The sequence below is a fragment of the Streptomyces sp. NPDC016845 genome, assembly GCF_044332585.1.
Taxonomy (GTDB): Bacteria; Actinomycetota; Actinomycetes; order Streptomycetales; family Streptomycetaceae; genus Streptomyces.
Window position 1 is genome coordinate 1 of sequence record NZ_JBIRPI010000032.1, and the last position, 22104, is coordinate 22104.

The following is a 22104-nucleotide window of genomic DNA, read 5'->3' on the forward strand; positions in this document are numbered from 1 at the left end:
GCCCGCGAACATCAACGCCTCTACCAAAGCCTTGACCAGCAGAACTACAGCCTTACCGCCTGATTCCGATCGTCACTCCAAAGGATCCGCACCCATCTCACATTGGAGGCCGCACCGGGCCACACCCCCGGTTCGTCCGTCCTCACCCTGCGCTCGGGCACCGACCGCGCCGTCTTCGTCGGGGACATGCTGCACAGCCCCGTACAGGTCCTCGAACCGGGCTGGAACAGCTGCTTCTGCGACGACCTCCAGCTCGCAGCCAAGAACCGCCGCGCCTATCTCTCGCGGGCTGCCGAGCTGGGCGAGCTCATCATCCCGGCCCACTGGCCGGGTCATGGGGCCGCCGAGGTCCGGCGGGACGGCGACGGCTTCGCCGTCACCGCATGGGCGCCCTTCCCGCGCGGCTGAGACGGGTGAGCGGTCGGCGCTGTCAGCGTGCCGTCGTCGGGTCCTGGGCGCGGTGGACGCGGCGGTAGGCAAGTGGTGGCAGGCCCACATACGTGTGGAAGTGCTTGCACGGGGCGACGGGGCGACGGGGTCGCCGAAGCCGCACGCGGTGGCGATCCGTGCGATGGTCAGATCGGTGGACTCCAACAGCAGGCGCGCGTGCGCCGGCCGCCGCTGGGACAGCCACGTCAGCGGGCTGCCGCCCACCTCGCCGCGGAACCGGCGGGTGAAGGTGCGTACGCTCATGTGCGCATGCCGGGCCATACCCTCCAGCGTGACCGGTTCGGCCAGCCGGTCCAGCGCCCACTGGCGGGTCTCCGAGGCCGCGCCAGTGGCGGCGGTCAAAGGCTCTTCAGGGCAGCGGCGCTGGGGCTGCCGGCTTCTGCCGTATACATCACCAGGGAAAAACCTGAGCCGGGCAGGCTGAGGGTGTACCGGTCGATTTCCAGCTCGCCCAGTGTGGGGTGATGCAAGCTTTTTCGCACGCTGGGCATGGGGCGCACAGCGTGGTTACGCCAGCTGCTCGCAAAATCTGGATCGTGGGTTGCGAACTCGTTGATCAGCTCTGCGAGCACGTTATCCGTGGGGTACCGAACGCTGGCTGCGCGCAATTGAGCGGCTGCCTGCTGAGAGAAGTCGGACTCCGATCCGGGCGCGCCGGTGCAGAGGGTGTCACGGAATCTCGTCGAGATGCGCGTGAGGTTGCGCTCGTCAGGTGTGAGACGAGAGAAGTCCGTAATCAGGGCTGCGGCTGCTGCGTTCCAGGCGACGAGGTCTTGCCGGTGGTTGACGATGTAGGCAGGGATGCCGTCAAGTCTGCCGAGTAGCTGTCGGGCATCTTCAGGTACGTGCTCTGACGCGCCGTCGTTCTCTTTCGGCAGCACTTGTCCGGCCAGGCGGGCCAGGTGGTCACGCTCTGCTTCAGTGAGCTGGAGAGCCGTGGCCAGTGAAGACAGCACCTGCGGTGAGGGTCGGGGTGCCCGCGCCTGTTCCAGCCGTTCGTAGTAGCTCACCGACACCTGTGCCAGGGCGGCTACCTCTTCGCGGCGCAGCCCGGGTGTGCGACGGGCGCGCTGGCTTGGTGGACGCGTCGCTTCGGCCGGCACATCTTCTGGTCGCAGATCCTCACGGCGGCTGCGGAGAAAGTCTGCGAGTTCCTGACTGCTCACTCCTCCATGCTGTCACAGGAGGGACAGCTGAGCCTCGCACTGTTGGTCCGGGGCTCAGCTGTCCGTTCCGCGCCCACACATCTGCTGTGCATGGTGGTCTGGTCGGTTTCTTGACCACGAGGAGAAATGGTGTCCAGTACGCCTGAGGAAACTTTTCGCCGCATGATCGACCTGATGCTGGCCAAAGACATGAATGCCGTGGCAGATCTGTGGGCGCCTGACGGAATCGCGGAATTCCCTTTCGCAGCCGGGAGCTCCCCTCGCGTTCTCCGCGGACGTGAGGAGGTACGCGCCTACCTCGCTCACTATCCGGAGCTGATGGACATGAAGGAGGTGGCCGCGCTCACCGTGCGGCCCACGGATCAAACGGACACCGTCGTGGTGGAGTGGACGGTCACCGGCCGCACCGTGTCCACCTCCCAGCCCTACCGCCTGGACTACATCGTGGTTCTCACGGTCCGCGACGGGTCGATCGCTCTGTTTCGGGACTACTGGAGCCCGCTGTCGGCGGCGGCCGCCGCCGGAGGTCTCGCCAGGCTGATCGACTCGATAGAGAGGAGGGACGCCTGATGTCCGGAGTGCTCGTGACCGGAGGGACCGGCAAGACCGGCAAGACGCTGGTGCAAGTGCTCCGTAACGCTGGCTCGCAGGCTCGGGTCGCCAGCCGGAACCCGGCCGCAGCCGATCCTGATGCGATCCGCTTCGACTGGAACGACCCGACCACATATGGACCTGCGCTCGACGGGATGGACCGGGTCTTCCTGCTTCCGCCGGTGGAGAGTGTGGACCCGCTGCCGCTGGTCGAGCCCTTCCTGCGCCAAGCGCAGCGGGCCGGTATCCGCCGCCTCGTGATGCTCGGCTCCGCCATTGTGCTGCCGAACGCGCCCAGCGCTGTGGAGATGGCCGCTCAGGTTCAGGCGCAGCCCGGAGGTGTCGTACTCCGCGCGTCTGGCTTCATGCAGAACTTCCTGCGCCCGCACCCACTGGCCGAGCACATCCATCGACTCGGTGAGATCCGCACCGCGGCCGGTGACGGCGAGTTGGGGTGGGTAGATGCGCGGGACATCGCGGCCAGTGCTGCCGCGCTATTGGCTGATCTGGAGGTGGACGCTCGAAGCGACTACCTGATCACCGGGCCGTACGGGATGAGCTATCCACAGGCCGCGCAGATCATCACCGCGCAGACCGGCAGACAAGTTCAGGTAAAGCGTATTACGGAGGAGGAACAGGCTGCCGCCTACCGTGCCTCCGGAATGCCGACGGAGTTCGCTGACGCCCTTGCCGCCGTCGAGCGCAGAATCAAGGAGGGACGCGAAGACCAGGTCAGCACTGCGGTGCTCGAACTGACCGGCCGTCCGCCGCGCGCCTTTGCCGAATTCGTCTCTGATCACGCGTACGAGTGGACGCAGTAAGGCCCGAACAGCAGCGATGTACGGTCGAGTAGGAACCACGCGGAGAGTGCAGTCTGGCTTCACACGATTTGATGCCCCATCGGATCGATGGCGGCCTGCCTGCGTCTGCCGCTTCTCAATACCTGAGACCTCGCTCCAAGGCACTGACCGACGTCTGAAGCAGGTGCGGAACTCCAGGCCGTCGGCGGTGAGGAGGGCCGCACCCGTCGCTTGGTGACCATGAAGAAGAAGAGCGTCTTCGACATCAAGGCCACGATGGCCGCCGACCTCGACTGCAACGGCGAGCATCTGCGCGCCGGTTCGGGTGTGGTCGAGGACGGTGCGCTGGTACGGGGCCGTGTGCTGGTGCGGGCCGGAGCCCCGGTGGAGGCGGGCGCCCGGGTGCTCGGGCCGGTTCTGATCTGCCCCGGGGGCGGTCGTAGCGGCGGGTGCGGTGGTGCGGGACCACACTGTGGTCGGCCCCGGGTGCCGGATCGGGTTCGGTGCGGAGATCACCCGCAGTCTGCCTGCCGGGCAGGTGCTGATGAAGCACCCCTGCTTCGTCCGCGACTCGGTGCTCGGCAATACTCCCCCTCAAAACCATCACCACCACCTGACCTAGCACCACACCAACTCCCCCACCGCGTAACGGCCATAGGGACGCCCACGGACGCGGCCCCGCCCCGCGGCCCGCAGGCGCGCTCTGCCCAGTTCGCGAAGCACAGCGGATTCGTGTCCTGGATGGGCGGCGGGGGCGAGGACGGTGGCCATGGTCAGCCACGGCGCGATGATCCGCACGTGGGTGGCAGCCCGGGCGGCCAGCGTCGACGTGGCCCACGCCTCCAGCCACCCACTGGGCAACACCGGCGTCGTCGTCCTGTCCGGCCCTCCGACCAGGGCTGGCAGGCACATCTGTGGGAGGAACACCCCCTCGGTCGGCAAGGAAACTTCCCCACCCCAAAGGCAGCGGTCCCGCCGACACGGCCCATCCCGGCCTCCGGCAGATCACCCTCTCCCGCTGTTCAGTCACTGGCTGCCGTTTGAGGCCCCGCCCCGCCCCCGGAAGGCACAGCAAGACAGCGTCTGGATACGACTCTGCAGGGCAGGCAGGCCATAGCATCACCGCGAAACGTGATCCTGGCCCGTCAGAACGCCACATGAGGTCACGGACCTTCGGTGAACGCGGTGGCGTGGTCGGTGGCCCACTGGCGAAAGGTTCGCGGTGCTGTTGCGAGGATGTCGCCCACCGCGGTGGTGACATATGCAGGCTGTCCGACCGCCGCGCTCCACGCGGCGAGCAGCATGTCGACGACCGAACCGGGGGCTGTGCCCTGCGAGTGGCTGCGGAACTCGTCCGGAGTCATCTCCTCGAACGCGATCCGGTGCCCCAGGGCATCGCCGATGATGCCCACCTGCTCGGCGTGGGTCAGCGATTCAGGGCCGGTGAGGACGTAGTCGGCGCCGGCGTGTCTGTCCTCGTAGAGCGTTCGCGCCGCGACGGCTGCGACATCGCGGTCGTCGACCGGTGCGGACGCGGCGGCGGCGTAGGGCCACCGGACCACCTTGCCGGTGCGGACCACGGGGGCCCACCAGGCGAGTGCGTTCGATGCGAACATGCCCGGCCGGATAACCGTCGTATCGAGGCCCGTGGCCGCGATGTGCCGCTCGATGTCCGCGTGCAGCACGGCCATGGGGTTGGGCTGTTGGAAGAGGGGATGAGGTGTTCGGTGCGGGGAGGAGAGGAAGACGATCCGCTGTACATGGGCGGTCAGCCGGTCGATCACTGCTTCGGCGGTCCGGGGCGGGGCGGTCCAGACGAGGAAGACCGCGCCGGCGCCGTGCAGCGCCGGGTCGAGTGTCTCGGGCACGGTGAGGTCGCCGGTGAAGATTTCGGCTTGCGCGGGGAGCGTCGCCGCTGCCTCAGGGCGGCGGGTGAAGGCGCGGACCGGCACGCCCGCATCGAGGAGTCGGTCGATGACGGCGCGGCCGACCCGACCCGTCGCTCCGGTGACGAGCACGGGAGGGATGTCTGTCTGATCCATACCGCCATGAAAACGTTACTCGGTTAAGAAAGCAACCGGGTCACGAATGTTACGGTGAGCGGATGAGCGAGACGTCGGGGCTGCGAGCCCGCAAGAAGGAACGGATGCGTGACGCCATCGGCGACGCGGCCGTCTCGCTGTTCCTGGAGCGCGGCTTCGACCGTGTCTCGGTCAATGACATCGCTGCGGCGGCCGAGGTCTCCAAACCGACCCTCTTCCGGTACTTCCCCACCAAGGAAGACCTGGTGCTGCACCGGTTCGCGGACCACCAGGGCGAGACAGCGCGCGTCGTACGCGACCGCAGGCCGGGAATCGAGCCGGTGACAGCGCTGCACCAGCACTTCAGGGCCGCCCTCGATCGGTTCGACCCTGTCACCGGCCTCAGCGATCACCCCGAGGTCGTGGCCTTCCATCGGCTGGTGTTCACCACCCCGAGCCTGGCGGGCAGGCTCACGCAGTACCAGGTCGAGGACGAGCAGTCACTGGCGGACGCCCTCGGCGAAGGCATCCAGGCCCACCTGCTGGCCGCCCAGGTACTCGCCATCCAACGGGTGCTCGCACGCACCAACTGGCGGAAGATCACCGAAGGTCGCACCGCCCACGACGTCCACTTCGAAGCCGTGGCCGACGCCGACCACGCATTCCATCACCTGCGGTGACAGACGGCGCGATGGCCGCGGCCGGGTGGGGCGGGACGGCACGGCTTGGCGCAAGAAGGGAGCCGCTGCAGCGGTGGGACTCGCAGCGGCTGCTGGGGACATGACCTGGCCGTGCCCGGCCGGACCCGTCCCGGCGTCACAGGTCTTCGCCTGCCAGGACGGCCGCGGACAACGGCAGCAACGGCCTCCCCGAGGCCGTCGACCCCGCCCGCAGCAAACTCAGCACCCATGTTGCAAAGAGTCACCACGTCGGGCTCGTCCATCGCGAGGCCGCTGCGTTGGATGAGATCCGCGGTACCGCCCTTGACGCTCAGCTGGAACGAGCCTGGCAGACGGCATCGGGCCAATCCCTCTCGCCACGGTCATGACAGCGGGCCGTAAGCTGTCGGCACAGGGCGGGGGAAAACGCGGGAGACCGGCAGACACCGGCGGCTCAGCTGGCCGAACGACGAATGGAACCGTGCAGCCGCACTGTGCAAGGGGCAGCTCCCGCTGGTGTGGCTGGCGTGGTGGCTCGCATCGCGGCACGGTAGGAGGCCGAGCCGTCGCGGCAGGCCACCTCGATGCCTGGGTGGGCACGCAGCCAGGCGGCGGTGGGTTCGGCATCCCTGGTGTTGAAGGCGTCGACGGGTAGACGGGATTACGCGTCGGTCACGAGGGTGGCGTAGCGGCGACCGCGCCGTAGCGCGAAGCGTCAATGTCGGCGGATCAGGGCACTTCATCAGCCAGGCGAGCAGGGACGCCCAGCTCAGGGCGTGGTGCAGGTGGAACAGCAGCCGCGAGCCGGCCTTGCCCGCCAGCGCCGTCGCCACAGCCGCGACCATCAACTGAAGTCCCGGAGTACGGCGTTGACAGCGCAGGGTCAGCCCTTCGATCTGCTCCGCGAAGGTGGTCTTCGGACAGGCAGCGTTCTCGCAGTACAGACGCCGGACCGAAAGATCGATCCGCACCGGGCGGCCACCGACGGCCTCATCCTCGACGTGCCGCACATACCGGCTGTGTTCCCAGTCGGAGGACCGGCCGCAGCCCGTGCACGCGGCCGGTTCAGCCCGGGACCGTGCGCAGATCACAACTGTGTCCCCGCACTCCAGGACCGCCTTCTTCGAGGTGGGTGGGAAGCCGTACCAGCGCCTTGGTCCGCCGGATGAGGATGCGCAGCGGGGCGGTGCGTACCGCCCCAGCGGACGCTGCTCGGCCTCCCCGTCCCGCTGCGGGCGCCGCGCCACTCCCCCGCTCGGTTGCGGAGCCCTCCGCAGACACGGTCTCTGCGCAAACGCCGCTCAGCCGGGCCGCTGCGCAGCATCTGCGTGTACGACACACCTCCCGGCCGGCAAGTGCGCCGAAAAAGTACGATGTGATCCTAGCAAGGAGCTGGTCCGGGTTCGTCGGGTCGTTCAGGCCTCGGTTCCGTCCCGGGCGAGACAGATGCGAGTCCAGTTCCGGCCCCGCGGCGAGAACAGCGGAGACAGCAGCGTCCCCCGTCGACCAACCACCGCCGCGCCCGACCACGCCACCGCGGTCGCCGCACGCCGCAGTCGCCGCGCCGCAACGCCCGCTCCGGCGCTCGCTCCGGCGCTCGCTCCGGCGTTCACTCCGGCACCGCCCCCGTCGCGACCACCTTCGCGTACCAGCGGGCGCTGGCCTTGGGGGTACGGGTGCCGGTCGGGTAGTCGACGTGGACCATGCCGAAGCGCTTGCTGTAGCCGTAGCCCCACTCGAAGTTGTCGAGCAGTGACCAAAGGAAGTAACCGCGGACGTCCGCACCCGCGGAGATCGCACGGTGCACGGCGGCCAGGTGGTCGCGGACGTAAGCGATGCGCTGGAGGTCGTCCACGTCGCCCTCGGGGTTCGCGTAGTCGTGGAAGGCGGCGCCGTTCTCGGTGATCACCAGCGGCAGGCCGGGGTGGTCGCGGTCGAGGCGGAGCAGCAGTTCCTCCAGGCCCGAGGCGTCGATGGTCCAGCCCATCGCCGTCCTGTCGCCGGGGGTGGGGTGGAACGCGACGCGGTCCGCGCCCACCCAGGGGCTGTGCGCGCTGGCGCCATGGCCGTCGTTGCCATGGGCCGGATCGCCCTCGGAGACAAGGGTCGGCGAGTAGTAGTTGACACCGAGGAAGTCGAGTGGCTGGTGGATCGCGGCCAGATCGCCGTCCTGGACGAAGGACCAGTCGGTGAGCGGCGCCGTGTCCTTCAGCAGGTCCTCGGGGTACTCGCCGCGCAGCATCGGGCCGGTGAAGACCCGGTTGGCCAGTGCGTCGATGCGCCGGGCGGCGTCCGTGTCCCCGGGCGCGTCGGTCAGGGGGCGCACGTGGTGCACGTTGAGGGTCACCGAGACCTCGGCGGACGAGTGCAGTCCCGAGCGGAGCGCCTGGACGGCGAGGCCGTGGCCGAGGTTGAGGTGGTGGGCGGCGCGCAGGGCGGCGACCGGTTCGGTGCGGCCCGGGGCGTGCACACCGGACGCGTAGCCGAGGAAGGCGCTGCACCAGGGCTCGTTGAGGGTGGTCCAGGTGTCGATGTGGTCGCGCAGGCCCTCGGCGGCGAGGGCCGCGTACGCGGCGAACCGCTGGGCGGTCTCGCGGGCGGGCCAGCCGCCCAGGTCCTCCAGTTCCTGCGGGAGGTCCCAGTGGTAGAGCGTGGCGACCGGCTTGATGCCCTTCTCGCGCAGTGCGTCGGCCAGGCGCCGGTAGAAGTCGAGGCCCTTCTGGAGAGCCGGGCCGCGGCCGGTCGGCTGGATGCGGGGCCAGGCGAGCGAGAAGCGGTACGCCTTGACGCCCAGACCGGCCATGATGTCGACGTCCTCGGCCCAGCGGTGGTAGTGGTCGCAGGCGATGTCGCCGGTGTCACCGTTGAGGACCTTGCCGGGGGTGCGCGCGTAGGTGTCCCAGATGGACGGGGTGCGGCCGTCCTCCCGAGCGGCTCCCTCGATCTGGTACGCGGCGGTCGCCGTACCCCACAGGAAGTCGGCGGGGAACGTGAGCGCGGATGACATGAGGGGCTCCTCACAGAGAACTGGCGGTGAAGGTGGATGAGTTGAGCCAGGCCGGGCCGGTGCGGGTCAGCCCTTGACGGCGCCCTGCATGATGCCGCCGACGATCTGCCGGCCGAAGACCACGAACATGGCCAGCAGCGGGAGTGTGCCGAGCAGTGCGCCCGCCATGATCAGCGACTGGTCGCGGACGTACCCGGCGCTCAGCTGCGTGAGCGCGACCGGCACGGTCGGGTTGGTCATGTCCAGGGCGATGAACGGCCAGAAGAAGTCGTTCCAGGCATGGACGAAGGTGATCATGAAGATGACGGCCATGGGCGCGCGGGCGATCGGCATCACGATGGACCAGAAGATGCGCAGCGAGTGCGCGCCGTCGACCCGGCCCGCCTCCACGAGCTCATCGGGCAGCGCCTCGGCGAAGTACTGCCGCATGAAGAACACGCCGACCGCGCTGACCAGCGTCGGAAAGATGACCGACGGCAACTGCTGGCCCCAGCCGAGATCGCTCATCATCATGAACAGCGGGACGACGCCGAGCTGCGGCGGCACCATCATCGTCCCGATGACGATCATGAGGAGGGCGTTGCGGCCCTTGAAGCGGAGCTTGGCGAAGGCGAAACCCGCCAGCGTCGCGAAGAGCACGGTGGACAGCGCGATGGTGCCGGCGACGATGAGCGAGTTCATCATCGCCTTGCCCATCGCGGCCTCGGTCCAGGCCCGCGAAAGGTTCGTGAAGAGGTTCGGTCCCGGCAGGAAGGGCGGCGGGGACTGCGAGATCCGGTTGCTGTCGGTGGAGGCCGCGACCAGCGTCCAGTAGAGCGGGAAGAGCGAGACCAGGGCGGTGAACCCGAGCAGGATGTAGGCGAGCGGTCCCGCGTGGTGCTGGCGGCCCGCGCGCTGCCGCAGCCGCCTGGGGCGGGCCGGGGCGAAGCCCCCGACCTTGGTGCGTCCCCGCGGGCCGGCGGCGGCCGGAGCGGTGTCGGTGGTCATGGTGTGACTCCCCGGTCAGTGCGTGCGGTTGCGCAGACGCGTGATGACGCGTTGCAGGACGAAGACGAGGACGAGCATCAGGAACATCGCCCAGGCCACGGTGGCCGCCCGGCCCATCTGGTAGTTCTTCCAGCCCTCTTCGTAGAGCAGCAGGCCGAGCGTCTGGTACTGGTTGTCGATGCCGCCGGTGACGCCGTTGGGGCCCTGGCCGAAGATCAGCGGTTCGCCGAAGAGCTGGGTGGCGCCGATCGTCGACAGGACGATGGTGAAGACGATCGTCGCCTTGATGCCGGGGATCGTGACCGTGCGGAACTGCTGCCAGCGGCTGGCCCCGTCGATGGCGGCGGCCTCGTACCGCTCCATCGGCACGGCCTGCATGGCGGCCAGGTAGAGCAGGGCGTTGTACCCGGTCCAGCGCCAGATCACGATGGCGGAGATCGCGGTCTGGGAGGCGCCGGTGGAGTTCTCCCAGTCGACCGGGTCGAAGCCCAGGAGGCCGAGTCCCCAGTTGATCATGCCGAAGTCGCGTTCGAACAGCATCGTGAAGACGAGCGCCGCCGCGCCGACCGAGGTGGCGTACGGGGTGATGGCGGCGACCCGGAAGAAGGTCGACCCGCGCATCCGGTAGTTGAGCAGGTGCGCCAGGCCGAGCGCCATGAGCAGCTGCGGAACCGTGGAGATCACACCGATGGTGATGGTGTTGCGGACCGCGTTCCAGAACCGGGCGTCACCGAGGAGCGCCGTGTAGTTGTCCAGGCCCTGCCAGTGCATGACGTCGAACGTGGACAGTTCGACCTGGTGCAGGGAGATCCAGGCGGTGTAGATCAGCGGGTAGAAGCTGAACGCCGCGAAGATGACGAAGAACGGCGCGATGAACGCGTACGGCGCGCCCTTCACATCCAGGCGGTGCAGCAGCGGAACCTTCGAGCGGGCCTTGCCGAGACCGTCGGGCCGCACGGGCGAGCCGGGCGTCGGGGGCGGCTCGGCCGACGAGCCGAGCGTGGTGGAGGCGGCCACCGGGGGTCCTTCCGTCGGGCGTGTGGGATGAGCGGGGCGGGCGGGTGCGGGCGGCGGGAGTCGGCCCGCACCCGCCCAACGGCCGTATGTGTCAGCCGACGGCCTTCTTGACGCGCTCGTCGGTGGTCTTCCACGCCTTGTCCGGAGCCGTGCCGTTCTCGACCAGCTGCAGACCCTGCGAGAAGGCGTCCTTGATGGTGCCGTCCTTGCGGCCGAGCACCTGCTCGGCGGGGACCTCGTTGGCCGCGGCCCCGAAGATCTGGCCCGTCGGGGCGCCGGAGAAGTACTCCGCCTTGGCCTGCTTCACCTTCGGGTCCTCGAGCGCGGTCTTGGAGGACGGGAAGTTGCCCAGCTTCTCGAAGAGGTAGGCCTGCTGCTCCGGGGCGGTAAGCCATGCCACGAGCTTCTTGGCCTCGTCCTTCACCGGGCTCTTCTCGGTGACCCCGAGGAAGGAGCCGCCCCAGTTGGCGCCCTTGGGAGCCTTCGCGACGTCCCACTTGCCCTTGTTGGCGTCACCGGCCTTGTCGCTGATGTGCGCGAGCATCCAGGCCGGGCAGACCGTGCTGGCGAACGTGCCGTTGGCGAGGCCCGGGTCCCAGCCCGGCTGGAACTGCGGCAACTTGGCGGTCAGTTGCTTCTGGGCAGCCTCGGACGCCAGGCCCCAGGCCTCCTTGACCGCCGGGTTCGTCTGGTAGATCAGCTCGCCCGACTTGTCGTAGTACTGCTCCGAGCTGCCGAAGACCATGGCGTTGAACAGGCCGGAGGCCGAGTCCAGGAACGAGACCTTCTTCTCCTTGTTGCCCTTGGCGAACTTCTCACCGGTCGCGACGTACTTGGCCCAGTCGCCCTCCCACAGCTTGCCGACCTCTTCGCGGTCGGTGGGCAGCCCGGCCTGCTCGAAGAGGTCCTTGCGGTAACAGACCGCCATCGGGCCGGTGTCCGTGCCGAGGCCCAGGACCTTGCCGTCCTTCGTGGTGATCTGGGCCTGCTTCCACGGCTGGAAGTGGTCGGCGCCCTGGACGCCCTTGAAGTCGGCGAACTTGTCGGCCTGCGTCTCGGTTATCTCCTTCGCGCGGCCCACCTCGATGCCCTGGACGTCCTTGAGCCCGGAGCCGCTGGCGAGGTGGGTCTGGAGGGCGGTGTAGTACGTCTGCTCGTCACCGGCCGCCTCGACCTTGACCGTGACGTCCGGGTTCTCCTTCTCGTACTTCTCGATCAGCCCGGTCTCCTTGAAGCCCATGACGCCGTACAGGCCCATGGTGATGGTGACCTTGCCGTCCTTGACGCCACCACCGGTGCCGCCCGCGCCCTCTCCGCCGCAGCCCGAGAGCAGGGCTGCCGCCGTCGTGCAGGCCAGCATGGCTGTCACTTTTGTACGCAGTTTCCGCTCGACCTTGAGCATGAACGTCCCTCCTGAGACGGCGCCGACGCACCCGTGGCGCGAGCCGCCCGACATACGGCCGCTCGCTGCGAAGTCTGGCCAAGCTCCCAGCTCAGAGCAGGTCCGCGAGGGCCGACGAACATGATTCGCAGCCTCTGGCGGGACCTGCTGAGCAGTTGGTGGGAACGTGCCCACTAGATGGTGGAAGACTGTCGGCCCGACAACTGCCGTGTCAAGAAGTTGAATTGAGCTTCTTACTGCCTCGTTATCAGCGAAAACTTTCGGAAGGCGTCGGCCAACGGGCGTATACAGAAGGGCAAATGGCAGAATGCGCAGGCCGGGAGGGTCCAGCACCCAACAGGGCGGCTCTGGAGGCCAAGGGGAGGATCCGGGACGATGAGCGGCGACACCACACGAGAAGCACCGGGACGCGGACAGGGACGGGGACGGAGCGGAGACCGGGAACAGCGGGCGGCAGGCCGCGAGCCGCAGGGCGACAACCGGCGGCAGGGCGCGCGCCCGGAGCGCGAGCCGCATGGTGACAGTCGGCAACAGGGCGCGCGACCGGAGCGGGAGCAAGGCGGGGCGCCAGGCTCCCGGCCGACCATCAAGACCGTGGCGGCGCGGGCCGGCGTCGGCCGTACCACCGTCTCCCGCGTGGTGAACGGCTCGCATCTGGTCAGCGAGAAGGCGCGGGAGGCCGTCCTCAGCGCCATCGCGGAACTGGGCTACGTCCCCAACTCCGTCGCCCGGGGTCTGGTGACCCGGCGCACCAACGCCGTCGCCCTGGTCATCCCCGAGTCGGAGAGCCGGCTCGGCTCGGAACCGTACTTCTCGGCGTTGATCCGTGGGGTGAGCGCCGTGCTCGCCGACACGCGCACCCAGCTCCAGCTGATGCTCGTCCGCGACCAGGCCGAGCGCGACCAGCTCAGCCAGTCCGTCGCCGAACGGCGGGTCGACGGCGTGTTGCTGGTCTCCGTCCACGAACACGACACCCTGCCCAGCCTGTTGGAATCCGCCGGCCTGCCCACCGTCCTCGCGGGCCGCCGCCGCGAGGACGACCCCCTCAGTTACGTCTGCGCCGACAACCGCGGCGGAGCCGCCACCGCCGTGCGCCACCTCCTGAGCCGCGGCCGGCACCGCATCGCCACTGTGGCGGGCCCCCAGGACATGGATGTCGGCCGCAGCCGGTTGCTCGGCTGCCAGGAGGCGCTCGTCGAGGCCGGTGCCCCGGCCACGGAACACCTGGTGGCGGTCGGGGACTTCACCGAGGAGGGCGCCCGCATCGCAATGCGTTCGCTACTTGAACGCGCCCCGGATCTGGACGCGGTGTTCGCCGCCTCCGATCTCATGGCCGCGGGCATCCTGCTCGAACTGCGTGCTCAGGGGCGTCGCGTGCCGGAGGATGTCTCGGTCGTCGGTTTCGAGGACTCCTACCTCGCTCGCCACACCAACCCGCCGCTCACGACGGTCCGCCAGCCCACCGAGGGGATCGGCGCCACGATCGCGCGAACTCTCCTCAGCGAGATTCAGAACCCCGCCGCTCCTCGCACGCGGCTTGTGCTCGACACGGAGCTGGTCGTGCGGGAGTCGTCGTAGGCCGGCCGCGCCGCGCGAGTGCCGACCGATCTCACCCCGGACCGGGTGAGCGCCGGTGACCGGCGTCGCCGCCCGTTCGAGTCATCGGGAGCCCGAGCCCCAAGACGTACAGCCCCGTGGATACCGGACCGCTGACGGATACCGCTTGGCGCCGCTCCGGCATCATTCGTACCACGGGGCGAAACGACCCGTGTCCCAGGACTCCCAGCCCCGGGACGAGAAGAAGCTCAGGATCATGAGCGGCGACAGTAGAAACACCACACGCCTCAGCGCAAAGCCCAAACACTTGGGCCACACCCCGAGTTCGAGTTAATCGCCACACGGAGACTGAGCGAAGACAATGTGCCGCAGGCAGTGCGGCACCAGATCCCCATCCAGGCCCAGGGCATCACGATAGGAAGCGAACCGATCCTCGATCTCTCTCGACTGCAACCGACCGCCCCGCTCGGTCAGCCACAGCGCCGGATGCTCCGCCGCCCTCACATACCGCGGCTGGACGTTCGTCACATAGTCGGCCACCGCTTCCACCGCCCAGGGCATCACCGACAAGGTCGTGCGCCGCCGCCACGGCGATCCCTTCGTGCGCTTCCTTTATCGCACGTGCAGGGAGCCGAACTCCCCCAACTCCGGTGCTGCGGCAGTGCGATAGGAGTCCACCATCTCCAGCCGCAACGTCTCCGTGCACCGGCTGCCCCACCCGTACATGACCTTGAAGACCGTCGCGTCCCGGTACGCCGCCAGCGCGCCCTTACGGCCCAGTCTCACCGTCCGCTCGACCTGGTCGTCGGCATAGTCGAAGAACCTCTGCAACTCGGCCCGTGTCATCGGTCGACGTCCTGGCCGGCCTTCACACTCCACCAAGTGGGCCACGGTGTTCCACTCATGGCAGATCCGCACCAGGTGGGTCCCGAAGCGCTCTTCGCACTCGGCGAGCCACTGGTAGTGCGGCGAGGTGACGTAGTCGCAGTACAGCCGGATCGCACCCTGGTAACTGCGAAACGTCGACTCAGCCCGCCGTACGACGCCGATGAGGTGCGTCATCCAGTCGTCGAGATCCGACGCAGTGCACTGTCACGGGTAGGCGTTCGCGAACTCCGGAAACCGCTCCACCACCCTGAGTCGATCACCGATCGTCTTCGACTGCAGACGCCGTCCGCCGCGCTGCTGACGTGTCCACCCCGCCAGCATCGCCTCGAAGACCGCGTCCTCGGGCCGCAGCAAAGACACCCCCTGCAGCAGTACCAGCCGCGCGGAAGCGTCTCCAGGACCGCCTCCAAGCACCTCAACCACCTCCGTCCGCCGCGTGAATCGTGCACCCAATGCACGAAGCTCCGCAGCGCCGCAGGCCACCACCCCTCCCCCTACAGAAAGGCTCTCGAAATGAAGTCGCAGGACAACCGCCCGACCTCGAACACAAAGCCCGCTAAACGGAATTACCCGGGAGCACTGCCAACCCGCCCTGCCGTCAGCCCATGCCACCGCCGGATTCAACGAACTACCGGTAAGCGTAGGTCTCGGTATCGCCCACTCCATGAGCCTCGACGGGGTAGATGCGGGGCCGGCTGTGGGCAGTGCGACGGGTCTGTGGAGCACGGGGTGTTCAGCTTTCCCGGCACTGTCTACAGCAGCGCCGCGCGGGCCTGGCCCAGCAGCCACTTCTCCGCCCGCTCCAGCGACCACCCGTTCTCGTCCACACAAGTGAAGTAGGAGGAGTAGCCGAAGTAGAACCACAGCACGTCGGCCGCGAGGTCGAGATCCGTCCCCGGGCGCAGGCCGCCGATGTCGGCGAGTCGCTGGGCGGTGCGGACAAAGCCATTGCGGTAGACGTCAGTTGCCTCGGCGAGAGTCTGCGCGGCACGCGTGTCGTGAGGAGCCGTGGCCAGCACCATCCGCATGACGTCGCCCCACTCCGCGCGCACCCGGCGCGTTCCGGAAGCCGTCGCGCGCAGGATCGCCTCCGGGTCGGTGAGCAGCGCGACCTGCTCGTAGGTGGACGAGATGACCGGGGCGCTCACCCACTGCTGGATCAGCGTGTGCAGCAGACCGTGCTTGCCGCCACCGACCGCGTAGACCGTCGCCGGGGCCACCCGGGCTTCGGCGGCGATGTCCTCGACCCGGGTGGCGAAGAACCCGTTGGTGCTGAAGAGCTTCCTTGCCGCATCGATGATCGCCTGGCGGGTGAGCGCGGCGTACTCCGCCCTTCGGCTGTTCTCCGGTCTAGCCTTCATCGCAGCGACGATAGCAAACTCCACCGAGCAGAGTCTGAACCAGTTCGTCAGAGCCAGGCTCTGATTAACTGTCGGCATGGACGGTGAACGGATGCTCTGGAACGCGTCGGTACCCCAAAGGGCCGCGGCGGTAGCACGGTGCCGTAGCGCGGCCGAGGTGAGCGCGGCCGTTCAGCGAGCACGCGCCGACGGGCTCCCCCTGTCCGTGCTGGGCGGGGGGCACGACTGGACAGGCCGCGCGGTCCGCCCCGGCGCGGTGGTCATCGACCTTCGCGGCATGCGGAGCGTCACGGTGCACGGCGACGTCGCGGTCGTGGGTGGAGGTGCGACGGCCGCCGACCTGATCGCCGCGGCGGCTGAGCACGGCAGGTCCGCGGCGACCGGAACCGTCGGCGCGGTCGGGATGGCCGGACTCACCCTCGGCGGCGGGTACGGACCCCTGTGCGGCGTGGCCGGGCTGGCCCTCGACAACCTCCTGGGCGCGGAGGTCGTCCTGGCCGACGGCAGCATCGTCACCACCGACGAGAACAGGCAGCCGGACCTCTTCTGGGCATTGCGCGGTGGCGGCGGGAACTTCGGCGTGGTGACGTCGATGCGTCTGCGACTGCACCCCATACCGCGCGTGCACGCCGGGTTCGTGCTGTTCCCCCTGGCCGCCGCCACCGACGTACTGGACGGCTTCGCCGATCTCGCCGCCTCGGCACCGGACGAATTCACCGCGCAGACCGGCGTCGTCAGCAGCCCCGACGCCACACCCATGCTGTTCGTCAACCCGACCTGGAGCGGCCCACTCGGCGACGGCGAGCACTGGGTGGACCGGATCGCGAAGCTCGGCGCCCCCGTCATGGTCGATGCCGGTCCGGTCGACTACGCCGAGCCGCTGCGCCGCGGCGACCGGAAGTTCGCCGCCGACGGACGGCACTACGCCATCCGCACCCGCACCCTGGCGGGTCTCACTCCGGACGCGAGCCGGGCCATCCTGACCGCGGGCGCCGACCGGACCTCCCCGCTCAGCGCGGTGAGCGTCCACCACTTCCACGGCGCGGCGACGCGCGTACCGCAGGCGGCCACCGCGTTCGGGCTGCGCCAGGAGCACTTCATGGTCGAGATCCTCGCTGCGTGGCATCCGGAGACCGGCGACGACGGGGCACACCGGCGGTGGGCCGACGAGACGGCAGACCTGCTCGGCCCGTACGCGCTTCCCGGCGGATACCCGAACCTCCTCGACGACACCCACCACGATCAGATCGCTCACGCGTACGGTTCCAACGCCGAGCGTCTGCTCAAAGCGAAGGCGCAATTCGATCCTGACGGAACCTTCTCCGCCATACCGCTGCCGGCCCCGCCGGAGCCATGGCCCGGGTCACGGTCATGAATCGTCGTGAATACGGTGACCCACGGGCCTGGGCCGGGCCGCGGGTCACCGAACGAAAAAAGGATGGGGCATGAACGACAACGCCAAGCAGAACGACCCTCTTGCCCAGATGGAGGGGCAGGTGTGGGCCCTGGCCGCGGTGATCGCGACCTTGCGCGCGGCAGGAACGGGCTCGCTGGAGAAGGCCCTTGTGGCGGACCCGGCGCGTACCGAAGTGCTGGAGGCCGCGGGCATAGTGAGCCGCGAGGGCGACGAGGTGACCGCCGGCCCCGCGCTTCAGCTCGGTACCGCCTCCTCCAACGCGGCCTCCGCGCGGCTGAGTTCCCTGCGCCAGGCGGTCGCCGCCGCCGAGGGGGAGGCCGCCACGGGATGGGCGTCGCAGAGCGACGACGTACTGCTCGATCAGGGACGGGCCTCCGCCGCCACCGGCCACGCGCTTGCCACCCGTCTCGTACCCTCCCTGCCCGGACTGGCCGACCGTCTCGCCACTGCGGGCAGCCGTGTCCTGGACATCGGCACCGGAACCGGGGCGCTCGCCCTCGCCGTGGCCCAGGACCTTCCGCACACCCACGTGACCGGCATCGACAACCTTGAGCGGGCGATCCTGCTCGCGCGCCGGGAAGTAGATGGGGCAGGAGCCCACGGCGACCGCGTCGATCTGCGGCACCAGGACGCCGTGGACCTGCGCGAACGGGATGCATACGACCTGGTCTGGCTACCCGCGCCGTTCCTCTCCGACGACGCCCTGCAAGCGTCGCTCCCTCACGTCGCCGCGGCCCTCACCGAAGGGGGCTGGCTGGTGGCCGGCACCAACCCGGTACCGCACGAGCCCTTGCTCGCGGCCGTCGCGAACTGGACCGCGACGCGCAACGGCGGCAGCGGCCTGACGTCGCACCGCATGGCCGAGGCGCTGAGCGGCCTCGGATTCCAAGACGTGCGGCAGATCCCCACGGTGCCCGGCGGCCCGGTCCTCGTGGCCGGCCGCCGGCCCCAAGCCGCCGCGTCGGCGTCCTGACCCCGGACGAACGGGCGGCAGCGCCGCCGGAACGCGGCAGACGACGCTTCGCCGCGTTACGGCCGGCAAGGGCAGGGCAGGCAGCCCGTCGGCGCCGCCGGCCCGCTGAGCGCTTCCGCCCGGCGAATCAGGCTGGGCAAAGCGTTCAGCCACCCCCGCCTTGCCGCGACCGTGCCCAGCCATCGGCGGCGCGGCGCGGGCGGGGCCGGCCACTTCGCACCGCAACTCCCGCTCAAGGGTCTGTCAAACGAGCGGCCCTGTCTCACATTCGGTGGTGACGGAGCGTGCCGTCATCCGAGGAGGATGCGGTGCCGGAGCAGGCGAAGCCTGCTCGGCCGTGCATCTCCAGGGTCATCGGAGGCGAACCCGTCCCGAGGCCGAAGACGTCCGGCCTGGCGAGGTCCGGAACGTGGACTCCGAGTCCTTCGGGTTCGCGCAAGATCAGCGTGCAGGCGGCTGTGGTGTGCAAGGGGTTGACGTCCTTGTCGAAGGGGGCGGACGGAGCGGGGTCGAAGGCCTGGAGCCAGCCGCTGACGACCATCAGCCAGCCTTCCCTGACTGCCCTCCCCCAGTTGTCCGTGTCCAGGTAGCGGATGGCGAGGCGGCCGTAGACCGGGTCGATGGTGGCGCTGTTGTGCGTGGAGCCGGCCACCGGTGTGTACTTGGCCAGGGTGGGTGAAGTGGTGTCGAGGACCTGGCCGTTGGCGAACGGGAAGCGGGCCAGGCGGGTGCCGCGGCTGGAGAGATTGCCCGCAACGTCCGTGACTTCGACGCCGTCGGCCTCCATCCACAGGTAGGCGCCGCTGCCGACCGGTTCGACGCCGATGTTGCCGCCGTGCCCGAAGCCGCGCAGGTACATGTAGCCGAGGGTGTTGCCCTCCATGTCCCACTTGGTGATCGTCAGATCACCGCGGCGATTGCGGTCGGCGCTGCTCACCGGGCCACTCTCCCCCGCCAGTTGCAGGCCCCCCTGCGTCACCTGTGCCAGATAGATGTGCCGGTTGGCGTTGTCGTAGCCGAGCGCCTGGATGATGGTGACGTCGCGGGTGGTCTTCTCACGTATCCATCTCTCGGAGGGGCTGTTCAGGTCGATCCGGGCGGACGGCACCAGGAGGGCCGAGCCCGGCGCGGGGAAGGTGGCAGCCGAGGCCGGTCCGGCACCCAGCGACACGGTTGCGCCGGTCAGCGCGGTGGTGCCGGTCCACGCGAGCAAAGAACGACGACTGGGACGCGAAGGACGTTTCGTTGGTTATAGCCGCCCATCAAAGCCCACGCCTGCCTGTTCACCTACGCGGACCTTCCGGTCCGCGCGTTCGCGCTGTGGCGGCCGTAGACAGGTCAGGAGGGGACGAAGACGGCTCCGTACGTCTCCCGGGACGGAGGACCGAAGAAAGGGGTGGACGCTCCTCGCACGTCCTGTAAATTTATGCGAAGCAATACATACCTATGCGCGAAGGATCGACCCGCGCCCACGCCCTCGCCAGTTCGTTCACTTCAGGAGCGTCCCGCATGACAGCTGTCACCGTTTCCCCAGCCGAGCAGCGTGACCATTCCGCCTGGCGTCAACTCTTCACCGCGTACGGAAAGTTCTACGGAGTCGAGCTCGGTGGAGCCGAGCTGGACCGCGCCTGGGAATGGATCCATGACCCGGCCCGCTCCACCCAGTGCCTGATCGCTCGCACTGTCGACGGCACACCCATCGGCCTCGCTCACTACCGCGCCGAAGACTCCCCGCTCTCCGGCACTCGCGGCTTCCTGGACGACCTGTTCGTCGATCCGGCGCACCGAGGAAGCGGAGTCGTGGACGCCCTCTTCGCCGAACTCGGCCGTGTCGCAGCTACCGAAGGATGGCCGAACGTCCGCTGGCGGACCGCTGAAGACAACTACCGCGCGCGAGCCGCCTACGACCGACACGGCACAAAGACGGCGTTCCTCACGTACTCGATGGACGCCGCCGGAAACTGAGCCCTCCGCACGCGGCAGGCCCCCGCGGACGTCGTGCTCTGCCCTGGGGACGGGCAGGCCACTGCGCGATCCGGGCCAGTCCTACGATGCCGGCGTCGTCCTGCGCGAGCCGCGGCGTCTGGTGCGGTGAGGTGACTTCGCGCGGCCTGGGCGCGGCCGGTGCCGTCCTCACCACCGCGCGCGCCGCCACGGCGTTCGTCGCGTCGAGCGCGGGCAACGCGGTCGGCTACAACGGGCGCAACCGGAAAGCCAAGTGGTGGACGGAGAACGAGGAGCCCGGAGCGGCCGAGTGGGCGCTTGGACGGGCGAGGGCGGACGAGGGCACCTGCTGAGGCGGACGGCCGCGGGCCCGGGCCCATGGAACCCGGGCCCCCGCCTCACGACAAGTTGGCGCGCAGGGCGTTGACGCGCGCGGCGCCCGCGTCGAAGGCGGTCGAGTCGAGGGTCCCGGCCGCCAGGGCTTCGGTCAGCGCCGTCACCGCCTGCTCCCCCTGGGCAACGTCGCGGGCCGAGCACAGGAGCAGGTCCATGCCGACCGCGGCGGCCCGTACGGCGCGCTCGCCCGAACTGCCGTAGGAAGCAAGGGCCTTGGCCTCCAGAGCGTCGGTGATCGTCACGCCGGTGAAGCCGAGCCCGTCCCGCAGTTCGCCGACGACGGCCGGGGACAGTCCGGCGGGCAGGCCGGCGTCCAGCGCGCGGTAGACGGCCCAGGACAGCATGACCAGTTTGGTCCCGGCCGAGATCGCCGCTCGGTAAGGCGCCTCGTCGACGCCGCGCAGTGTCGCCCCGGACGTGGTCAGGGTGACGGGGCCCAGATCGGTGTTCTGGTTCGCGGAGGCGGCGCCGAGGCCGGGGAAGTGCTTGGCGGTGGCCGCCACTCCAACGGTCTGTTGCGCCGTGATGAAGGCGGAGCCACAGGCGCCGACCGTCACGTGATCCTTGCTGTACGACCGTTCGTACCGGTCGGTGAAGTCGCCGCTCCTGCGGTGGACGTCGAGCACTGGCGCGAGGTTGACGTTCATGCCGACACCCGCGAGGTTCATGCCCGCACCACCGCCGGTGAGGCGGGCCTGCGATTCCCGTTCCGTGGAAGCGCCGACGTCCTTCGCGGACAGGACGGGCTCGCCGGGCAGGCGGCGCACCATGCCGCCCTCCTGGTCGGTCATCAGCAGCAATGGGGCCCCGGCGGGGACGAGGGCGTTCGCCTCCCTCATCTCCTGGACGACATCGCCGATCTGGCTCAGGCTCTCGATGTTCTCCCCGAAGAAGATCACCCCGGCCGTGCGTCTCTCCCTGATCGCGTCCATCAGCGTGGCCGGTGGCGTGAGGCCGGCGTAGGAGTGGATGACGCACTGCCCCGCCCGCTGAGCCGGAGTCAGGGCGGGCGAGCGGGTCCGCGACCCGTCGGGAACCGGCACGGCCGCGGCCGCACTGCCCGCGAGCCCCAGACCGGCGGCCACGGCCGCCGTTCCCGCGAGCAGAGCGTCGCGCCTGCTGAGGGGCTCCGGTGTCGAGCTCATGGCGTGCTCTCCTTCGCGAACTGTCACGGTCCAGGTGTGGCGTGGCGTGCTGTGACGGGGTGTGACGTGGGCGGCTCGGTGCGGCTTGGTGAGACGTGATGTCCGGTCTGGCCGTCGAAGCGACGAGTCGTCGCTGTCGGCAACGTCGTCAGCGTCGCCTATGTCGTCGAACCGAACCGCGGGCCGGAGCAGTCCGGTGGGCCAGCTCCGGCCGCAGTCTCCGATCATGCCCGGGTCACACCCCGGAACCGGTATCCGTCGCCGCGGAGTGTTGCCCCGGTGCGGTGTCACATGTTGGGTAGCCCCAAGACCCTGGTGCGTGC

At 69.2% G+C, this 22104-nt stretch carries 22 protein-coding genes and 3 pseudogenes; 10 read left to right on the plus strand and 15 right to left on the minus strand.

Annotated features, from left to right (window positions below):
* Positions 1–81: 81 nt before the first annotated feature.
* Positions 82–408 (plus strand): annotated as a pseudogene (locus tag ACH4RC_RS38590) (MBL fold metallo-hydrolase); the annotation flags it as partial.
* Between the two features lie 186 nt (positions 409–594).
* On the opposite strand, the pseudogene ACH4RC_RS38595 reads toward ACH4RC_RS38590, so the two are convergent.
* Together ACH4RC_RS38595 and ACH4RC_RS38600 are read right to left on the minus strand one after the other, a co-directional pair.
* Positions 595–711, minus strand: a pseudogene (locus tag ACH4RC_RS38595) (helix-turn-helix domain-containing protein); the annotation flags it as partial.
* Between the two features lie 77 nt (positions 712–788).
* Entirely contained in the window at positions 789–1616 is an 828-nt protein-coding gene (locus ACH4RC_RS38600; protein WP_398209171.1) for a helix-turn-helix transcriptional regulator, read from the minus strand.
* 162 nt (positions 1617–1778) lie between these two features.
* Between ACH4RC_RS38600 and ACH4RC_RS38605 the strand changes: the two genes are divergently transcribed.
* From ACH4RC_RS38605 to ACH4RC_RS38615, 3 genes and pseudogenes are all read left to right on the plus strand, one after another.
* Positions 1779–2186: a nuclear transport factor 2 family protein gene (locus tag ACH4RC_RS38605; RefSeq protein WP_398209172.1), complete on the plus strand. Its 408-nt coding sequence runs from the start codon at positions 1779–1781 to the stop codon at positions 2184–2186.
* Positions 2186–3028: an NAD(P)H-binding protein gene (locus tag ACH4RC_RS38610; protein WP_398209174.1), complete on the plus strand. Its 843-nt coding sequence runs from the start codon at positions 2186–2188 to the stop codon at positions 3026–3028. The genes ACH4RC_RS38605 and ACH4RC_RS38610 overlap by 1 nt, the downstream gene beginning before the upstream one ends.
* Positions 3029–3449: 421 nt before the next feature.
* Positions 3450–3629 (plus strand): annotated as a pseudogene (locus ACH4RC_RS38615) (hypothetical protein); the annotation flags it as partial.
* Here ACH4RC_RS38615 and ACH4RC_RS38620 read toward each other — a convergent pair.
* On the minus strand, positions 3626–3871 hold the full coding sequence (locus ACH4RC_RS38620) for a hypothetical protein (protein ID WP_398209175.1): 246 nt from the start codon (positions 3869–3871) through the stop codon (positions 3626–3628). The pseudogene ACH4RC_RS38615 and the gene ACH4RC_RS38620 overlap by 4 nt on opposite strands.
* A 299-nt stretch (positions 3872–4170) precedes the next feature.
* Positions 4171–5049 carry an SDR family oxidoreductase gene (locus ACH4RC_RS38625; protein ID WP_398209177.1) on the minus strand — a complete coding sequence of 293 codons (879 nt, stop codon included), beginning with the start codon at positions 5047–5049 and terminating at the stop codon, positions 4171–4173.
* Positions 5050–5111: 62 nt separating this feature from the next.
* Here ACH4RC_RS38625 and ACH4RC_RS38630 point away from each other — a divergent pair, with 62 nt between their 5' ends.
* Positions 5112–5708 carry a TetR/AcrR family transcriptional regulator gene (locus tag ACH4RC_RS38630; protein WP_398209178.1) on the plus strand — a complete coding sequence of 199 codons (597 nt, stop codon included), beginning with the start codon at positions 5112–5114 and terminating at the stop codon, positions 5706–5708.
* Between the two features lie 362 nt (positions 5709–6070).
* Here the strand turns inward: ACH4RC_RS38630 and ACH4RC_RS38635 are convergent, their stop codons facing one another.
* The 5 genes from ACH4RC_RS38635 to ACH4RC_RS38655 form a co-directional block, all read right to left on the minus strand.
* Positions 6071–6934, minus strand: coding sequence for a transposase family protein (locus ACH4RC_RS38635; RefSeq protein WP_398209180.1), 864 nt, complete (start codon positions 6932–6934; stop codon positions 6071–6073).
* A gap of 362 nt (positions 6935–7296) precedes the next feature.
* Positions 7297–8694, minus strand: a complete 1398-nt coding sequence (locus tag ACH4RC_RS38640) for a GH1 family beta-glucosidase (protein ID WP_398209182.1) — start codon at positions 8692–8694, stop codon at positions 7297–7299.
* A 66-nt stretch (positions 8695–8760) separates the two neighbouring features.
* Positions 8761–9681, minus strand: coding sequence for a carbohydrate ABC transporter permease (locus tag ACH4RC_RS38645; RefSeq protein WP_398209183.1), 921 nt, complete (start codon positions 9679–9681; stop codon positions 8761–8763).
* A 15-nt stretch (positions 9682–9696) separates the two neighbouring features.
* Positions 9697–10698 (minus strand): carbohydrate ABC transporter permease, encoded by a 1002-nt coding sequence (locus tag ACH4RC_RS38650; RefSeq protein WP_398209185.1) that lies wholly within the window; start codon positions 10696–10698, stop codon positions 9697–9699.
* Between the two features lie 91 nt (positions 10699–10789).
* Positions 10790–12058: an ABC transporter substrate-binding protein gene (locus tag ACH4RC_RS38655; protein ID WP_398209262.1), complete on the minus strand. Its 1269-nt coding sequence runs from the start codon at positions 12056–12058 to the stop codon at positions 10790–10792.
* A 627-nt stretch (positions 12059–12685) separates the two neighbouring features.
* Here ACH4RC_RS38655 and ACH4RC_RS38660 point away from each other — a divergent pair.
* A complete protein-coding gene (locus tag ACH4RC_RS38660) occupies positions 12686–13678 on the plus strand; it encodes a LacI family DNA-binding transcriptional regulator (protein ID WP_398209263.1) in 993 nt (330 codons plus the stop codon).
* A 309-nt stretch (positions 13679–13987) separates the two neighbouring features.
* Here ACH4RC_RS38660 and ACH4RC_RS38665 read toward each other — a convergent pair whose 3' ends face one another.
* The 4 genes from ACH4RC_RS38665 to ACH4RC_RS38680 form a co-directional block, all read right to left on the minus strand.
* Positions 13988–14218: a hypothetical protein gene (locus tag ACH4RC_RS38665; protein ID WP_398209187.1), complete on the minus strand. Its 231-nt coding sequence runs from the start codon at positions 14216–14218 to the stop codon at positions 13988–13990.
* 51 nt (positions 14219–14269) lie between these two features.
* Positions 14270–14719, minus strand: a complete 450-nt coding sequence (locus ACH4RC_RS38670) for a hypothetical protein (RefSeq protein WP_398209189.1) — start codon at positions 14717–14719, stop codon at positions 14270–14272.
* Between the two features lie 30 nt (positions 14720–14749).
* Entirely contained in the window at positions 14750–14905 is a 156-nt protein-coding gene (locus tag ACH4RC_RS38675; RefSeq protein ID WP_398209190.1) for a hypothetical protein, read from the minus strand.
* 392 nt (positions 14906–15297) lie between these two features.
* Entirely contained in the window at positions 15298–15906 is a 609-nt protein-coding gene (locus ACH4RC_RS38680) for a TetR/AcrR family transcriptional regulator (RefSeq protein ID WP_398209191.1), read from the minus strand.
* A 91-nt stretch (positions 15907–15997) separates the two neighbouring features.
* On the opposite strand from ACH4RC_RS38680, the gene ACH4RC_RS38685 reads away from it, so the two are divergent.
* Positions 15998–17281, plus strand: a complete 1284-nt coding sequence (locus tag ACH4RC_RS38685; RefSeq protein WP_398209265.1) for an FAD-binding oxidoreductase — start codon at positions 15998–16000, stop codon at positions 17279–17281.
* A 70-nt stretch (positions 17282–17351) separates the two neighbouring features.
* The gene (locus ACH4RC_RS38690) at positions 17352–18296 is read left to right on the plus strand and encodes an SAM-dependent methyltransferase (protein WP_398209192.1); all 945 of its coding nucleotides are present in this window, start codon (positions 17352–17354) and stop codon (positions 18294–18296) included.
* Positions 18297–18558: 262 nt separating this feature from the next.
* On the opposite strand, the gene ACH4RC_RS38695 is transcribed toward ACH4RC_RS38690, so the two are convergent.
* Positions 18559–19467 carry a hypothetical protein gene (locus ACH4RC_RS38695; protein ID WP_398209193.1) on the minus strand — a complete coding sequence of 303 codons (909 nt, stop codon included), beginning with the start codon at positions 19465–19467 and terminating at the stop codon, positions 18559–18561.
* Positions 19468–19805: 338 nt separating this feature from the next.
* Between ACH4RC_RS38695 and ACH4RC_RS38700 the strand changes: the two genes are divergently transcribed.
* Both ACH4RC_RS38700 and ACH4RC_RS38705 read left to right on the plus strand, forming a co-directional pair.
* Positions 19806–20261, plus strand: a complete 456-nt coding sequence (locus ACH4RC_RS38700) for a GNAT family N-acetyltransferase (RefSeq protein ID WP_398209194.1) — start codon at positions 19806–19808, stop codon at positions 20259–20261.
* Between the two features lie 131 nt (positions 20262–20392).
* Positions 20393–20593: a hypothetical protein gene (locus tag ACH4RC_RS38705; protein ID WP_398209196.1), complete on the plus strand. Its 201-nt coding sequence runs from the start codon at positions 20393–20395 to the stop codon at positions 20591–20593.
* A 45-nt stretch (positions 20594–20638) separates the two neighbouring features.
* On the opposite strand, the gene ACH4RC_RS38710 is transcribed toward ACH4RC_RS38705, so the two are convergent.
* Complete coding sequence (locus ACH4RC_RS38710; RefSeq protein WP_398209198.1) at positions 20639–21781, minus strand: glycoside hydrolase family 3 N-terminal domain-containing protein; 1143 nt, start codon at positions 21779–21781, stop codon at positions 20639–20641.
* Positions 21782–22104 lie beyond the last annotated feature (323 nt).